This is a genomic window from Tropicimonas sp. IMCC6043, from assembly GCF_004146235.1.
In the GTDB taxonomy this organism is placed as follows: domain Bacteria; phylum Pseudomonadota; class Alphaproteobacteria; order Rhodobacterales; family Rhodobacteraceae; genus Tropicimonas.
Genome location: NZ_SELO01000008.1, coordinates 124,668 through 141,099 on the forward strand (window position 1 = coordinate 124,668; position 16,432 = coordinate 141,099).

The following is a 16,432-nucleotide window of genomic DNA, read 5'->3' on the forward strand; positions in this document are numbered from 1 at the left end:
TGTCGCGCCTAGATATTTCCGATGGCGGCAAATGTGAACCTCGGCGAGACATCCCTTCTTCTGACCCGGCCGAGCGCCGCTTCGGAACGCTTCCATGCGCAGGCCGAGGCGGAGATTGGGCGCTTCGCGCGGGTTGTGATCTCGCCGCTCCTCCGGATCGTTCCGCTCCAGATCGACGAAACGCCAAAATCCGGCGAAGACATTGTCTTGACGTCTGAAAACGGCGTTTCCGCCTTGGAGAAACGCGATCTGCTCGGGGCACGGACCTGGTGTGTCGGCACGCGAACCGCGGAACGCGCCCGGTCCGAAGGAGCCGTCGTCAACGCGGTCGCGCGCGATGGCGCCGAACTCGCGGAGATGATCGTCGAACTGTCGACCGGCAAGGACTTCGTTCATGTCGCGGGGCGCCACCGGCGCGGGGACATTGTCGGCAGGCTGCGGGCTGCGGGAAAGCGAGCCCGGGTGATCGAGGCCTATGATCAGGTGGCCGAACCGCTCCGCGAGGAAGCCGCGGACCTGCTGCAAAACCCAGGCGACGTCGTTGCGCCGCTTTTCTCGCCACGATCGGCGCGGCTGCTGGCCGAAGCGGCCGGGGATCGGGTGGCGCGTCTGCACGCAATTGCCATCAGCGAGGCCGCGGCCGACCGCTGGCAAGGTCGCCCGGGCGAACGCTTTCTGATCGCACCGACGGCGGACGCGGCGGGCGTTTTGTCCGCGATGGGCAGTCTGTTTGACGCAGACCGGCCTGCTTGAGGCGGCCCCCCCGCCAAGCTAAGCTCCTCGCGCGGCATCCGTCAGGCGAGCCTAGCCCAGATTCGGGGGGAAGATTTCAGTGACCGATAAGAAGAAGTCCGATTCGTCGTCCGAAGACATCGGACGGTCCGAAGACGAGACAACGGCAGCGGCGAAGGACTCCGAGACCCGGGTGGACGCCGATGCCGAACGGCTCGCGGAGACCGGCGACGTGCCGGACAGGATCGTCGATGCTGAGGTGATCGCAGAAATCCCGGCCGAGGAGGACGCGACGCAAGAGGATGCGGCGGAAACCGCCAACACCGCCGCAGACGACGAATTTGACGCGATTTCAGACGAATCCGTTGACGATACGGAAGACGCGCCAGAGCCAGGAGACGAAGCCGAGACAGTTGCCGAGGCGGAAGATCGAGCCGAAGCGCCGGAAGCGCCGGAAGAATCCGAGGCGGAACAGCCTGTCCTGGCTGAATCGCCCGACGAGGCACTGCCCTCGACCGAACACGAGGCCGAACGGAGGCCCGAGCCGGAGACCGTTGTCGTCGAAAGCAAGAGTTCGGTGTTTCCAGGGTTCTTCGGCGGCGCGATCGCTGCCGCCGGCCTGATCTTTGCGCTTCCCTATGTCGTCCCGCCGAAATTCTTGCCCGCCAACCCGGCCCTCGAGCAGGCGCTCAATGACCAGGCGGGGACCATCGCCGCGCTCCGCGAACAGATCGGGACGCTCGAAGGCAAGCTCTCCGAAGCAGCCACGGCCAGCGCGCTGGCTGAGTTGAAGACTGCTTCGGACGCATCGCTGTCGGATCTTTCGGCGACGACGACGCAGATCCGGAGCGCACTCGACCAGCTAAGCAGTGACCTTTCGAGCGGAAGGGCTTTCGCAGGCGTCACGGAGCAATTGCGGGCGATGGCCGCGCGCGTGGACGAGCTCGAGAAGCGACCGATCGCCGAGGCGACCGATCCGGCCTCGGCGGCGGCCGTCGAGGCCTATGGCCGCGAGGTCGCGGACTTGCGCAAGGCGGTGGAAGCACAGATGGCGCAGGCCGAGACGCTGGTACAGGAGGCGACCGCCTCCGCCGACAAGGCCGTTTCCCAGGCGCTCGATGCGACGAAGGATGCCGAGGAGAAGGCCGCGGCCGATGCAGCCGCGGCGGCGGAAAAGGCTCTCCGGGCAGAGCGTGAACTCGCGCTGGCCGACATCCAGACCGCTTTGGCAGACGGCAGCCCGTTCTCCGACGCCCTGGCGAAGCTCGACGGCGTCGAGATTCCGGCACCGCTGAGCGCCGCCGCGGCGGATGGCGTCGCAACATGGTTAGAGTTGCAGGACACGTTCACGCTGGCCGCGCGCGAGGCTCTGACCGCATCGCGAAGCGAGATGACCGGCGGGTCGGCCGCAGATCGCGCCGCGACATGGATCCAGAACCAACTCGGTGTGAGATCGCTGGCGCCTTCGGAAGGGGACGACCCGGACGCGGTGCTCAGTCGCGCCGAAGCCGCGCTCGGCGAGGCCCGACTCACCGACGCCGTAAACGAATTGTCCGGCCTGCCAGACGGCGGGCGGCAGATCATGGCCGACTGGATCGCGAAAGCGAAGACCCGGGCCGAGGCGCTCGCCGCCGCAGATGAACTCGCCGCCAGCCTGGCCAAGAATTGAGGACGCCCCGATGCTTTGGTCTCTATTGAAGATCCTTTTCTTTGTCGCCGTCGTCGCGGCCCTCGCCGTTGGTTCCATCTACGTGATGGAAAACGGTCCTTCGGTGATCGTCTCGATCTCAGGCTTCAAGGAAGTCGAACTCGAACCACTCGAGGCGGTGCTGTTGGGGCTGGCCTTCATCGCGCTGCTCTACGTTGCCTTCAAGCTCGTGAGCCTGCTCTACGCCTTCCTGAAGTTCCTGCTCGGCGACGAGACTGCGCTCTCGCGCTATTTCGATCGCAATCGCGAACGCCGCGGATATCGGGTGATGAACGAGGCGCTGCTTGCGCTTGCCGCCGGCGAGGGCCGCGAGGCGATGAACAAGGCCGCCAAGGCCGAGAAACTGCTCTCCGCGCCGCATGTGACCAACGTGATCACGGCACAGGCAGCGGAGATGATCGGCGACCGGAAGACGGCCGAACAGACCTACAAGAAGCTCCTGAAGGACGACCAGACCCGCTTCGTCGGGATTCGCGGGATCCTCAAACAGAAGCTCTCGGAGGGCGACACCGAAACGGCGCTGAAGCTGGCCGAGAAGGCCTATGCGCTTAAGCCCAAGCATGTCGAGGTGCAGGACACCCTGCTCAAGCTGCAGGCCGAGAAGCACGACTGGAAGGGCGCTCGCAAGACGCTCGGCACCAAGCTCAGGACCGGAACCCTGCCGCGCGACGTGCATCGCCGTCGCGACGCGGTGCTTGCGCTCTCCGAGGCGAAGGACGTGCTGGACGCGGGCAAGTCGATCGAGGCGCGCGAGGCTGCCATCGAGGCCAACAAGCTGTCGCCGGATCTGGTCCCGGCGGCGATCATGGCCGCCCGTGGCTATATCGAGAAAGGCAAGCCGCGGCTTGCCGCCCGCGTGCTGAAGAAGGCCTGGGAAGCACAGCCACATCCCGAACTCGCCGTCGCCTTCGCCGAGATAGCGCCGGACGAGGATCCGAAGCAGCGCCTGCGCCGCTTCGTTGAGCTTACCAAAATCCAGCCGGATCACCCGGAGACCAAGATGCTCCTGGCCGAGCTCAACATTGCCGCCGAGGATTTTCCTGCCGCCCGTCGCGCCATCGGCGACCTGCCGACCAGCGATCCGACGGCGCGGTCGCTGTCCATCATGGCCGCGGTTGAGCGCGGCGAAGGCGCGGACGATGCGGTCGTACGTGGATGGCTGGCCAAGGCGGTGACGGCGCCGCGCGGCCTGCAATGGGTCTGCGACAATTGCCACAACACGGAACCGACATGGACGCCTGTCTGCTCCAATTGCGGCGGATTCGACACGCTGAGCTGGCGGGAACTGGCGAAATCCGAGCTGTCGATGCCCACGGGCACGGAAATGCTCCCGTTGATCGTCGGGAATGCGCCCGAGGCAGCCCCCGAGCCGGAGGCCCCCGACACGGAGTCGGACGCTGTTTCGGTCGATCCGTCACCGGAAAAGGTCTGATCTCAGACGCAGGCCCTGGGCACACCTTCCGCGGAACGCGATGACGGATCGGTAATTTCCGCGATTGACCTCGCCGGTCGGGGGGATTATTGCGCCGGGGATCGGGGCCAGACCAGGTTCCGATGTCTGCTTCGTTCCGAACGAAGGCGGAGAAGGTTGCCGGTGTAGCTCAGCTGGTAGAGCACGTCATTCGTAATTAGCGGGTCCGCTCGCAAACTACGTTTGACACCAGTTGGTTAGACGCGGCGCGCTGTAACTAGTAGGGCCATAGTAGGGCCGCGACAGAGAAGGATGCCGGTGTAGCTCAGCTGGTAGAGCACGTCATTCGTAATGATGGGGTCGGGGGTTCGAGTCCCTTCACCGGCACCATCCTTCTCTCTTAACACCAAGAATTTGTAGGCTGCTTTAGACCGCTTCGCGTATTGCGTGCTCGCGCTACTTTCGGCCCTCAGGGGACCTTGGGCTGCGTATACGGCGCTGCAGTGCAGCTTCCTAAAAGCAGTCGTTCGCTGATTGACGCCCTTTGACCGCCACCAAGTCATCCAAAACTGGTGATCGCAAGCTCGTCATCCCGATTCACCTGACAAGTGCGCTTGAGAACAGACTTCCATTCGGATGTTAGTATCGCATGCGCCTACGGATCATTGCCTCATTGTCCTGCCACTCGGCCTCAGCGATATACTTGCGAACCATCTCACGCAGGATTCTCGCCATGCGTGGATGCTCGAACTCGCAAGCTTTAGCCCAGCCCTCGTATTGATCCGCCAGCTCTCGCTCTTGCGCTCCGCCTTCACCCCGCCAAGTGGCACCGCGAGCATTGAAGCGCCCGATTGTGATGCCGCGCTCAATCTCGACGCTATACAGATCGTTGACGGCCTCCCGTACAGATTCACAAGGCCAGGATCCATCTTCACCCAAAGGGGCGTGTGCGAGGATTTCCCCGATCTGATAATCTGAGAACGGTCGGCCGAAACCTCCCAAATCTGTTCAGCCGCTTGGGTGCGCTCAAGCTGCAGCTCGTGCGAACCTGTATCGAGTCCATCCGCGTACTCAATGTTGCTGTAGAGGCCACTACGCGAAAAGTTCGCCGAGCCTGCCACCGCACCCACCCGCGAACTCACGATCTTGGAATGCATCCGACGATCCCCGCTGATCCCCAGGCGGGTCTGGGCCAGTACGGGATCAAACACACGAAGCTCTATCTTGCGTGTTTGGATCGCCCGCTTTGCCAGCACCGCCAGCAGATCGTCGTCATCCTCGACCTGTAGGCCGGACTTCTCCAGCCAATAGAGCTTCATCACTTCGGTCACTGGCCTCGGCTTTGCCAACCTTCGAGAGTTCGCCGTATCGATACCGAACGATATCCGAATGCGGATGTCAGGGTCTGCGTCAGGGTCTTTGAGCTCCTTGACCTCTCTCATCAAGACGGCGAGCGACGACAGGAAGTCCTGATAGCCGGTCACGATGAGACAGTCGTCAGACGTGATGTGCGGTCGATAGAGGTCGATGACAGGACGGTCGATATTGGTCCCGACCTTCGGCCCAGCCTCAAGGTCAGTCTCGGCCAATTGAGTGGCCTTGGGCTGGTCGATGTTGTGCGGCTTAGAACGGAGCCAATTCGGGAGAGAAAACAACAGTTAATACCAGATAGGGCCAGGTCCTTCGATTATGACGCGTGCTTCCAGTCTGGAGCAATGGCTGTTTTTCGTCCTATCTCGCGTCAGCGCCGCGATTTCTTTCCCCTAGACGCGAGTTAGCTCGCCAGAGGGGGGGGGCGGGAGCGGACTACCGCCTCCCATTAGCACAGCCCTCGCGTGGGGTGGGGTGACCAGGGTTTGCTGGGTTTTCAGGTTTTTACGGCCCCGCAGCGGAATAGCATATGCGATTGGTACTAACCTGCTACCCAACCGTTAGGGCATGGTGAGTTCGCCAGTGACGTTGTTGGTGTAGACCCCTTTGTCATCAGTACCCGCGTCGAAGCGTCCGCCGCCGTTGGAGTCCGACCACTTTCCGGAACCGCCGACGATCTCCCAGGTGCCCTGTGTCCTCCCTTCGGCGCTCATGCCGTCGGCGGTCCAGGTAATGACCGCCATCTCGCCGTCGGCGTCGGTGTAATGACAGTTGCCGCCCCCAGAGACAGCACCAGAATTGATCAGTATCGACCCGAAGCAAGGCCCCTTGAAAGAGGCCATCGGGTTGTCGGGGTTCTTCCCGTCGAACCCAGTGTACTCAGTGATGGCGTGGACAACGACAAGGTCGTCGTTAACCGGCATCGGCGTGTTGGTCGCAGTGCCGTGCCCGGTGCCCGACACGTCGACCGTCTCGGCCATGGCCGGTGCGACCAAGGACATCAAAACGATTGCGGATACTGGAATTGGCTTCATGGCTCCCCCCTTTTCAGAAATGGCCGGCGGCCGGTTCAGGGAGTTTAGCACAACTCGTCGATTTTAGCGGAATGTCCTCTCTGAAGGTCATGGCCGCGTGGCGATAGGCTGTCGCGCAGGTGGCGGGCCATCGCAGCGGCATCCATGTCGGAGCCGGATATGAAGCCGCTTTTCTTCACTCTGCTGCCCCCTGTTCGTTAAGTGCGTTGCGGTACGCGGCCCTGCGTGGCGTTGATTGCGGCGGCGTAGCTGACGGAGCCATCTGATCCAGTTGCCATCGTTTTCCTCAGTCCTTCCTTTAGGACGCTTTGATCGCTCTCAGACAAGGATTTGACCGCATTCGCTACGGAATTTGGAATGCCGATACTGGAGTTCCAGAAGTCTTCGAAGTCCTCGTAGATCAACGGCACTTCCATGCGCGTCGAGGATATGTCTTCAAGGCCGAGGCTACGCCATACCTGTTCCATGTAGTCCAGCCGGGCCTTGTCAGGTCCGGTGACCGGAGCCTCGATGCCAAGTCCACTCAGCGAGACCCTGATCGGCTCCATCGTGAAGCCGCCGCCGTCAATGTCCCAGATGTAGCTGGACAACGTGCCGCCGGGCCGGACGACTCTCGCCATCTCAGAAACAGCTTTCGGCGGGTCCGGCAGGAAGTTGATGACCAACGCCATCACGGCCGCATCGAATTCTTGGTCCGCAAACGGCAACGTTTGCGCATCGCCCACAATCAGTTCGGCGTCGTGCTCCTGCAGTCGTACCTTTGCAGTCTCAAGTAGCCCGTCCGAGGGATCAACTCCGGTGACCTTGGCGGCGCCAGCCTCAGTGAACAGCAGTTCGGTGAACGCCCCGTTCCCGCAGCCGACGTCCAACCAGTGCAGTCCACGTGGTGGCTCAAGGAAGTCGAGAAACAACTGCCCAGCGGCTTGGCTCCAACGCCCCATCATTTTCTCATATCCCCCACCATCAAAGAATTTCGGGGGCTCATGCTGCGGCATATCTGCTTCCTTCGCGAGCCGGGACTTTAGGGAATACTGCGAATGCTACTCGATACCCTTCAAGCTTGAAACGTACTGATGTGAATGTTGGGGTCTCTCATCCGGGATGTTCCGGACATCCGGGTCTTTTCATCAGATTAAGGTGCCAGGAATCGACCGATCCCCGTGAGCTCCCTCGAAACCGGACTTCGTGGGTGCTTAGGCTGCTTCAGCCCCGTTGGTGGGGTGGAGTGCCCAGCCGCGCCCGTCGGCAAGTGCCTTTGGCAAAGATTGCGAGCGTCGGCGTGCTGAGCAATGCGATCAGAATTCGAGAACCCGAGCGAATCGGGGCCTTATGCTGGGCGTTCAAGATCAGTGACCCGAGCGACTTTGGACCGGCCGCAGACAGTATAACGGCGGGCCAGATGGCCCGCCGTCGAGTATGCCTGCGATGTCCCTGCCGCGGATCAGGCGGCTTTCCTTCTGGCCGCCTTCGCCGGTTTGGCGGCAACGTTGACATTCACCGCCGCTTTCTGGCTCACCGCTTCCCCTGCTTCCGTAGCCAGTTCTACGGCACGAGTCTGCGCTTGCTGCGCAACCGCGCCAAGCTGTTCGGCGACGCGGACGGCGAGTTCCATCTGGGTCTGGGCGAAATCGGCGAAGGCCGTCACGTAGGCCGTGGGCTCGTCACGGACAACCGAAACGACGCGCAGATTGGCGATGGATTCCTGGGTGGCGCGGACAGTGATCTCGTTCGACTTTGACGCGGTTTCATAGCCAACGGCTGCAAAGCGCTCGCCGAAGCTCGCCACGGCCTTGGCGCCGTCCTCGAACGCCTTCTGGTCGAGGGGGAAGGCGGTCTGCAGGTCGGCGAAGACTTTGTTGAATTCGTTCAGGTTGGTCATTTCGATGTTTCCTTGGGCTGTTCGCTTGACTGTCATGAAACCCATATGATGCTGCATCGCAGCAAAATCAAGCCCAAATTGCTGCAGTGCAGCATTCTGCCGACGTGACAGCCTGTAAATGGGTGCTGTCGGAATGAACGCAAACAAATCAATGGGTGCAGAGTCGAGGGGCACTGGCGTGTCGGCGAGAACAGTATGCTCACATGACTTCGAAGAAGCATGATCTGCTGTGCCAGGACCCTCGGATCGTCGTAAGCCCGCGAAAGGATGTAGCCGCCCTTTCGGGGGTAGATCACACCCGAACTACCCAACGCGACCTCGCGATGCCCGGCTACGGGCAAGCCCGGCCGTGCGATTCCCGATTGGTGAGGTGGGCCTGATATCTCTTGCAGCGGGATCTTCCAGTGTCCTTTGACGCGGTGCACTATTCGTCATCGGGGTGCCTGACTTGGCGATAGGTGGGAGTTCAACGCGCGTTGACCAGAGAGATTACTTTTTTGCCCAGCGGTCGAGTCTGCGATATCGAGACGAACGAGACCGTATTGGCAGCCTGCCTGCGTGCGGGGCTGACACCTGTCTATGGCTGCAGCAACGGGAACTGCGGTTCTTGCAAGGCCAGACTGACATCAGGTGATATCGACCAAGTTCGACACCATGATTTTGTACTGACCTCTCCCGAAAAGATGGAGGGGTATTTTTTGATGTGCGCGAATCGCGCGCTCACCGATATCGATGTGGAGGCCGATGTCACGCAGAGCCCCGACGATATCCCGGTTCAAGACATCGAGACAAAGGTGAAATCGGTCGAATACCTGGACCCGCAGGTCGTTAAGTTACATCTGCAGACGCCGCGAAGTCGACGCTTGCGATTCATTTCCGGCCAATCCGTGATGCTGACAATCGGCGATGACATCCAGACGAGCATGCCGATAGCGAGCTGTCCTTGTGACGACCGGAACCTCCACTTTCATATTCCCGATATTCCAGGCGATGCGTTTTCCGAGAAGGTGTTTTCCGGACAACTGGCCCCTCGCGACCGCGTCCAGTTGCACGGGCCGAAGACCGGAAACTTCTACTTGGACCACAAGGACGAGCGGCACTCCCTTATCTTATGCTGGCACATCGGATTTGCGCCAATCGTCAGCCTGATGGAACACGCGATGTCGCTCGACATCGAGAGAGGCCTCTACCTTCATCGGTTTTCGCCGACGCCGGACCGGCAATACCTGTCGAACCTCTGCAGATCATGGTCGGACGCCTATGAAAACATCCATACGGAGCTAGTGGCCGACCGCGTCACGTTGCTGTCTACCGTGGAAGAGTGCACGCAAGTCTTGGCACGTGTCGCGTCCCGATATCCGGACTTGTCGAACTTCAACATTTACGTGGCCGGCCCGCCGAACTTCGTTGAAGCTGCCGAGAGTGTCTTTTCGGGCCTTGGCCTGACCGCAGAGGAAATCAAGACGCATGTTGATTGGCTTGGGGTGCTCGAATAATCGCAGCCCCGATTGAGTTACCTATTCAGTAAGGTTGTCGCCTCGCGAATTGGTGCAATCACTTCGCGAGCACATAGCTTCCCGGTGCATCCTCGATCGGCTTGAGCTTGCCATCCCCTGGTCGGCGAGCCGGCACGCACTCGCCTTTGTCGTGCGCCTCCATCCAAGCCGCCCATTCAGGCACCAGGACCCTTCGTGCTCTTCAGCGCCCGCGAACCATTCCTGCGGGTCCTCGGGATAGTCCTCCCGCGTCCAGCAGCCGTATTTCTGCCGTTCGCCGGACGGATTGATCACTCCTGCGATGTGGCCCGAGGCGCCGAGAACAAATTTCACCTCGCCGCTGAGAAGCGTGTGTGGTCGGTTAGATCGAGGTTCACCGGACGGTGTAAGAGCGCCGACCTTCGGAGAGGTCCGAGGCTGATCATGCCTTCAGGCCATCTCGCTATTACCACCACAAAGACGGACGTGACTCCACTCAGTTTATCAGCGCTCGAGCGAAGATTATCGCAGCCCCGGCAATCACCAGTGCGAAGCGCCTTTTGCCGAAACGTCGTTGGATTATCCCCAGAGACATCAACGCGAGCCCGACCGCGATCTGCGCCGCGGTCGCCAGGGCCGCTAAGGGTGAATTGGACAACGCAATCAGGGCCGGGTTCGCGATCATAGCCAGCGGTATGACGTAAAGCCCGAAGCCGAGCGTCATCGCGGTAATCGCGACCTTCAACCAGTTTTCTCCGATCATTCCGGCGGCGATAAAGACCGCTCCGCAGACTGGCGGCGTGATCGTTGACAGAAGCGCAAACCAGAACACGAAGAGATGCGCCTGAAGAGCTTCGAGTCCAAGCTCGCGCAGCGCAGGCCCCGCAACCGACACGCAAATCACGTAGGCGGCGGTGGTCGGCACCTCCATGCCAAGGACAAGACAGGCGAGCGCGGTCAGCAGCAGCGCGGGCCATAGCATCCCGCCCGCACCTGACAGGATCAGCGAGGTAATTTTCACTCCGAGCCCCGTGATCGCCAGAACGCCGATGATGATGGAGGCGCAGATGATGATCGCGGCGATCATGGACACCTGTCGCGCCGCGTTGAGACAAGCGTCTTCGATCCGTGCCGCCGTTTCGTTCCATGTGCCGATACCGCGCGCGTTGAAGAACAAAAGGACGAACGCCGCGAGGATCGCGAGACTGGCGGCATATTGCGGCGTGACGCCGATGATGAAGAGCCCGGCCAGGAGCACCGCGAAGGGCACCGCGAAGAACGCCGAGGTTATCCCAACGGCGCGCCAGTTCGGCGCATCTTCGGCGGAGATGCCCTTCAAGTCGTACCGGTTGCTATAGGCGTCCACGCCGATCCAGACGGCTACGAAATAGAGAATGGCGGGCAGCATCGCAGCCGCCATGATCTGTGTATAGGGCACACCTGTAAGTTCGACCATGACGAACGCCCCCGCCCCCATCAGAGGCGGCATGATCTGCCCTCCTGACGAGGCGACGGCCTCGACCGCGGCGGCAAGCCGTTTGGGATATCCAAGGCGCGTCATGGCCGGAAGCGTGATCGCGCCAGTCGAGGCGACGTTGGCCGAGGCGGAGCCCGAGATCGAGCCGAAGAGAGCCGAGGACAAAACCGAGACTTTGGCCGCCCCTCCCTTTAGCCGACCGGCGGCGGCCGAGGCGAGATTCATGAATCCCTGCCCGGCCTCACCGGCGTTCAGGACCGCGCCGAAGATCACGAAGATCGCCACCACGCTGACCGACACGCCAGTCAGGCCGCCCCAGATGCCGCCTTCGGCAATCGTCAGCGTGCCGAGAAAGCTGGCCAGCGGCGTGCCGGAATGGCCGAATTCGCCTGGAATGTGTTGGCCGAAAAGGCCGTAGAGCAGGGCCAGGAGAGCCACGAGAGGCAGCGGCCAACCGATGGCGCGGCGTGCCGCCTCGAGCACAACGCCCAAAAGCACGAAACCGACGGCCATCTGGAAGGGGCCTTCGATGAAGCCGTACTGGTTTGCCAGCGTCCGGTGCATCACCGCGACCCAGAGCGACGCAAAGACGCCCAGAACCGTCAGGACGATCCCGCTGATGCGCAGCCAGCCCGTTTGCCCAGGCACCAGAAGAATCCATGGCAGCGCCAATGCCAGGTGCACCGGACGGCTGATCAGGTTCGGCACCAGGCCGAGAAACACCAGCGCTAAGTGAAAGGCAACGAGAGCCGCTGCCAGAAGGAAGGCGAGTGGACGCATCTGTTCAGGTGTTCGACCGTTGGAGAAATGCGATGGGCCGGGAGCGTTCTCCCGGCCCTGTTTTCGCGCTTACTTCTGCTCGTCGCTCAGCTCCATGCCCGCTTCCTCATAATAGCGGATGGCGCCGGGGTGGAACCTGACGTTGACGGTCTCTATCAGCCCGGCATCCACACCGGCCCACCAGGGCGCGCTTTCGGCCATCTTCTCGCGCTCTTCCCAGAACGTCTTGGTCAGTTGATAGGCATTGTCGTCGCTCATCTTGGTGGTCGTGAAGGCCGCCACGGGCAGCGATGTCGTCACGATGTCGCTGTCTTGACCGGCATAGGTGCCCGCCGGGATCACCAGTTTCGTTCGCCCGGTCTCTGCGATCTGCGCGTCGCTCAGTGATAGGACGGTCACGCCCGTGCTGGCTGCCGCCTCGATCACGTTCGGCGCGGGGAACGAGCCTGCGGTGACAAAGCCGTCGATCTGGCCATTCTTCAGCGCAGCGACTGCGTTTGAAAGTTCCGCATCGGCCAGATTTACTTTGCCATCCAGCCCGAACAGGCCGAGGTATTTCTCGCCCTCGGTCGCCCCGAACGAGCCTGAACCGAGCAGGATCGTCTTTCCCTCCATGCCCGCGAAGTCGGTGACACCGCTGTCGTCAGACATGACGAAATGCATCGTCAGCGAGGGTATCGGAAACAGCGCGCGGATCTCATCAAAGGCTGGATCGCCCTTGCCATCGAACGGCCCGGCCGCCCTCTGCGCCGCGCCAACCAATGCAGGCGGCGTGGTGAAGACGTAATCGGCGCCCCGGGCGCGCACTTCCATGACGTTCTGGGTCGAGCCCTGGCTTTCCTCGATGGTGACGATCATGCCGCCATCGGTGCCCGCCTTTACTGCCTCAGCGATCTCGACGCCCATCTGGTAGTAGGACGTGCCGGATTTGGCAGATTTATAGGTGACGCGCTCCTGAGCCTGAATAGTTGATGCTGCTGAAATCGCCAGAGCGGCGAGCGAAACGAAGTGTCTGAGTTTCATAGTTTCCTCCCTTGAGACTGATTGTTGATTCCGGCCTATCAGGCCGGTGTCTTGCCCGACAAGCCCGGAAACTGGAGCGCCGCCGAGTCGAAATCTTCGAAATACTTCTCAATGTGACCGCGCAAGGCAGCTTCGCCGCCACCGGCCTGCACCATGGTGTGACAGAGGGCGAAGTTGCCATGGGTGTCTTCCGTCGGCGGGAGGCGTCCGCTGTATCCACCACGACCTCGTGAAACCCGGCTACGGGTGAGCCTGACTGACCGTTCCCCGTCGGTGGGGTGGGGTGACCAAGATTTGCCGTGTTTGCAGGGTTTTGCGGCACCTCCGCTGGATTGCACCAACACAAAAAAGGGGCGCCTATCGGGCTTCGTGGGCGGGTCCGACCGTTAGGACTCTTCCGTTACTCCAGACCAGCGCTTCATAGCAAACCTCCGCGCCAGCGCCACCACACCAGCCGCCGTCGCGACCGATGAGCAAAATCTGGTCGGGGGCCCATTCTACGAGTCTCCACCCTGTCGCTTGCCACGCTTGAACGGTCCCATCCACGATGAGATTGAGCATGCAACCACCGGTGCCGCAGTAGAGTGAAGCCGCAGATGAGCAAGAATATTGGGATTCATCTACAAGTTCGGCTTGGACAGTCCCGAACTGCGAGCGGAGCTCGATTTCTGTTAACGCGTTGCCCGCATCAAAATCTCCATTTTCAAAAGACTGATAGTCGGCAGCTGCTCGGTCGATCAGCTTCTGAGCCTCTGGAGAAGCCGCGTATGCAGGGAGCGTACCCAGGACGACTGCGAATAGGATGCAAAGAAATGCTCGCATGAGCCCGCCTTTCTGAAGCGATGATTATTCCTTTCATAGAATGGTGAGCAGCGGCAACGAGTCCAGAAGCGATGCCGATTGAGGAGAACCAAACCGCCGCAAAACGCATCGAGGTATGAGCGCGAGCCCGCAAAACCGCACAGTTCACTCGGCTACCAACTACCCGCACCGGAGGTGTTCATGCCGATGGATCAGCGGCCAACCATGCATTAGCATTCAACCCTGACCACCCAATGGGCTCAGCCCAAGAGAGATAAGCGATGGCAACCATACTCCGCGTCATTGTGTCGGCTTCGGCTTGTTGGTTTGGCCCAGCGATGGCCGCCAACACCTGCGCGGAACTATGTGATGCCGGGTTCTATGCCTCGGCAACGGCGGAAAGTGTGCAGCAACTGATCGAAAGCGGCGTCGATGTAAATGCGAAGGATGAAGTTAGCAAATCCGCCTTGTGAAAGCTGGTTTTGGGAGAAACGGAAACCCGATCCGGTCGTCGTACCACCGCCACCGCCACCTGACGTCCGGACACATGAGACAGGATAGCCTCGTGCCTAAGATCGCGGAGACTGTACTAGGCTGCTTGGATGCAGGTACTCAAACAGCGCCATTTAGCGCCAGGTCTGAGGGATTGACGATAGAGCGAGCCTACCAGGTGACAGCCGAGCTGAGGGAGCTTCGGGAAGCACGAGGTGAGCGGCGAGCGGGACGTAAGCTGGGCTTCACGAACAAGAGGCTCTGGCCCGAATTCGGGATCGATGCACCGATTTGGGGTGATATTTTCGACACGACGGTGACCGAAACAGGCGATCCATGGAAGTTTGCGGCCGCCAAGGCGGCCGAACCAAAGATCGAGCCGGAGATTGCGTTGGGTCTGGGAATGATACCCGAGCCCGGCATGGATGCAGCTGCTCTTCTCGGCTGCGTGGACTGGGTTGCGCATGGCATCGAGATTGTACAGTCCATCTATCCCGGCTGGCGCTTCAGGCCGGAAGACACCGTGGTTGCCGGGGCCCTGCATGGCGCGTACTTCTTGGGTCCGCGCCGGCACCTAAGCGATGCGAACAGGAGCGACTGGCTGAATTCGCTATCACGATTTTCCCTGACGTTGTCCTGTGACGGCGATGAAATCGGCGGTGGTCAAGCCGAGGACGTTCTGGGCGGGCCGCTGCTGGCGCTGTCACATCTAGTGGAGTTGCTGGCGCGGGATCCGAACAACCCGCCACTGCTGCCAGGCGAGTTTGTGACCACTGGAAGTATCACGCTCGCCTATGACATCTCGGCCGGACAGGTTTGGAAGACCTCGCTGGAGGGAGTCGATCTTCCTCCACTGGAGATCGAGATCATCTAGCGTGGGGTAAGCCGCGGGGCAAATGGAGGTCGGAACGAAATTGAAGTGACTGGCTTAGGTTGGTTCAGCCCCGTTGGTGGGGTGGGCCGGGTTTACCCGGTTTGCCGGGTTTGCTGGCGCTGGTGGCCACCAAACTACCAGCTGCCGCTGGTAGCGGGCAATACACCCGTGTCCAACACACGGAAGAGTCGGCAGCGGTCCAGTCACAGAGGCAGCAGGCCATCAGGCGGAATAGCCTCTCGTGCCAACATATGATTGACTCAGATGAACTGGTTATCGGTTTGCAACATGAAGGCATTTTCTGACGACGGACAGGGTCACTGGGTTGGGCCCGATGCACGAGTCAAGGCGTCCAGCAAGTAGGCACCGCGCCGTCTGCGTAAAGCTGCCTCGCGCACAAATACGCCGTCGGAGATCCAGTTCAGCAAATGCGCAAGGCGCCCCCATGCGGGCGCTTCCGTCGCCTTCAGTTGATAGGTCGCCAATCCCTCCTTTGTCTGCGGTATGCCCGCCAGGTAGGCATCGTCCTTGCGGTTTATTTCTGCCCCAGTGGAGCCGGTCTTTGCTAAGGCGGACTGCACGAGTGCTAGGGCCGTCTGAAGATTAGGCGCCGCGGTGCCGACAGTGCCCCCGGTTGGATAGAAGTGCAGGTTGTCGATTGCTTGGATTGAGTGACCGTAAGCACTTTGCTGCGCTGCCTTGACCTCTGCTTTCTTTGTTGCCTTCTCAGTTGAATACGCGATCGTTTCCAGTCCGCTGTCATCGATCAGTCCCATCGATCTGACGCACAAGGCTTGAATCCAACCTGCCTGCAGCGTGAAATGAGGGGCGTCTCCTTCGGTTTTATGGATACTTGTCAATGGATGAAGCGTAGAACCTGCACCGTTGTCAGCGTGCTCCAACTGGCTCACCCTTCGGTCAGGTATTGGTCAGTTGAGCTGTCCATTTTGGGGTGGTGCGGACCTCGCGCGATGTTACCAGCCATGTCATTAATCATGCTGGCAATTTCCTGAAGCGATTTAGGCATTCTATCCGGTCTTTCCCAAGTATGGGGCGTCTGAGCCGACATGCCCCAAGTGTCCTGCCGTCTGACCGATTGGTCGCCTGACGGGGCTTGCAGATCAAGCGATTTTCGCCCCGGTTGGCGCTTCAACTGAGATTGTCGCCAACCGTTTGAGTTCCGAGAAGACCGGGTGTTCGCGGCTGAGATTCCCTCCTCAGGGCGAGAGCGACGCACCGAGCACGCCAGCCATTCGGGCGATGGCAGATATCTGCGGCGCGGTGCGGCTCAGGTAATCGTCGCCGGAATACCCCCACCAATCCCAGCATCCGTTCGGATTTCCCGCAAACCAGTTGTACCAGGGTGAAGGGATCT

13 protein-coding genes and 1 tRNA gene are annotated in these 16,432 nt (G+C 60.9%); 7 read left to right on the forward strand and 7 right to left on the reverse strand.

The window, feature by feature from the left end:
- Positions 1 to 21 precede the first annotated feature (21 nt).
- The 4 genes from EU800_RS10670 (at position 22) to EU800_RS10685 (ending at position 4,241) form a co-directional block, all read left to right on the forward strand.
- Positions 22 to 753, forward strand: coding sequence for a uroporphyrinogen-III synthase (locus EU800_RS10670; protein ID WP_129631677.1), 732 nt, complete (start codon positions 22 to 24; stop codon positions 751 to 753).
- A gap of 79 nt (positions 754 to 832) precedes the next feature.
- The gene (locus EU800_RS10675) at positions 833 to 2,401 is read left to right on the forward strand and encodes a mitofilin family membrane protein (RefSeq protein WP_129631680.1); all 1,569 of its coding nucleotides are present in this window, start codon (positions 833 to 835) and stop codon (positions 2,399 to 2,401) included.
- Positions 2,402 to 2,411: 10 nt separating this feature from the next.
- On the forward strand, positions 2,412 to 3,872 hold the full coding sequence (locus EU800_RS10680; protein WP_129631683.1) for a heme biosynthesis protein HemY: 1,461 nt from the start codon (positions 2,412 to 2,414) through the stop codon (positions 3,870 to 3,872).
- 293 nt (positions 3,873 to 4,165) lie between these two features.
- Positions 4,166 to 4,241, forward strand: a tRNA-Thr gene (locus EU800_RS10685).
- A 272-nt stretch (positions 4,242 to 4,513) separates the two neighbouring features.
- Here EU800_RS10685 and EU800_RS27220 read toward each other — a convergent pair.
- From EU800_RS27220 to EU800_RS10705, 4 genes are all read right to left on the reverse strand, one after another.
- Positions 4,514 to 5,440, reverse strand: a complete 927-nt coding sequence (locus tag EU800_RS27220; RefSeq protein WP_207209885.1) for a phospholipase D family protein — start codon at positions 5,438 to 5,440, stop codon at positions 4,514 to 4,516.
- Positions 5,441 to 5,782: 342 nt separating this feature from the next.
- Complete coding sequence (locus EU800_RS10695) at positions 5,783 to 6,256, reverse strand: hypothetical protein (protein WP_129631686.1); 474 nt, start codon at positions 6,254 to 6,256, stop codon at positions 5,783 to 5,785.
- A gap of 197 nt (positions 6,257 to 6,453) precedes the next feature.
- On the reverse strand, positions 6,454 to 7,251 hold the full coding sequence (locus EU800_RS10700) for a class I SAM-dependent methyltransferase (RefSeq protein WP_129631689.1): 798 nt from the start codon (positions 7,249 to 7,251) through the stop codon (positions 6,454 to 6,456).
- A gap of 446 nt (positions 7,252 to 7,697) precedes the next feature.
- Positions 7,698 to 8,135, reverse strand: a complete 438-nt coding sequence (locus EU800_RS10705) for a hypothetical protein (RefSeq protein ID WP_129631691.1) — start codon at positions 8,133 to 8,135, stop codon at positions 7,698 to 7,700.
- A 476-nt stretch (positions 8,136 to 8,611) separates the two neighbouring features.
- Between EU800_RS10705 and EU800_RS10710 the strand changes: the two genes are divergently transcribed.
- Positions 8,612 to 9,631 carry a 2Fe-2S iron-sulfur cluster-binding protein gene (locus EU800_RS10710; protein WP_165354627.1) on the forward strand — a complete coding sequence of 340 codons (1,020 nt, stop codon included), beginning with the start codon at positions 8,612 to 8,614 and terminating at the stop codon, positions 9,629 to 9,631.
- A gap of 475 nt (positions 9,632 to 10,106) precedes the next feature.
- Here the strand turns inward: EU800_RS10710 and EU800_RS10715 are convergent, their stop codons facing one another.
- Both EU800_RS10715 and EU800_RS10720 read right to left on the reverse strand, forming a co-directional pair.
- The gene (locus EU800_RS10715; RefSeq protein WP_129631697.1) at positions 10,107 to 11,867 is read right to left on the reverse strand and encodes a TRAP transporter fused permease subunit; all 1,761 of its coding nucleotides are present in this window, start codon (positions 11,865 to 11,867) and stop codon (positions 10,107 to 10,109) included.
- 69 nt (positions 11,868 to 11,936) lie between these two features.
- Positions 11,937 to 12,890 (reverse strand): TAXI family TRAP transporter solute-binding subunit, encoded by a 954-nt coding sequence (locus EU800_RS10720; RefSeq protein ID WP_129631700.1) that lies wholly within the window; start codon positions 12,888 to 12,890, stop codon positions 11,937 to 11,939.
- 1,082 nt (positions 12,891 to 13,972) lie between these two features.
- Here EU800_RS10720 and EU800_RS10725 point away from each other — a divergent pair.
- Together EU800_RS10725 and EU800_RS10730 are read left to right on the forward strand one after the other, a co-directional pair.
- The gene (locus EU800_RS10725) at positions 13,973 to 14,164 is read left to right on the forward strand and encodes a hypothetical protein (RefSeq protein WP_129631703.1); all 192 of its coding nucleotides are present in this window, start codon (positions 13,973 to 13,975) and stop codon (positions 14,162 to 14,164) included.
- 197 nt (positions 14,165 to 14,361) lie between these two features.
- Entirely contained in the window at positions 14,362 to 15,057 is a 696-nt protein-coding gene (locus EU800_RS10730) for a 2-keto-4-pentenoate hydratase (protein ID WP_129631706.1), read from the forward strand.
- A 317-nt stretch (positions 15,058 to 15,374) separates the two neighbouring features.
- On the opposite strand, the gene EU800_RS10735 is transcribed toward EU800_RS10730, so the two are convergent.
- Positions 15,375 to 15,959, reverse strand: coding sequence for a hypothetical protein (locus tag EU800_RS10735; protein ID WP_129631708.1), 585 nt, complete (start codon positions 15,957 to 15,959; stop codon positions 15,375 to 15,377).
- Positions 15,960 to 16,432: the final 473 nt, after the last annotated feature.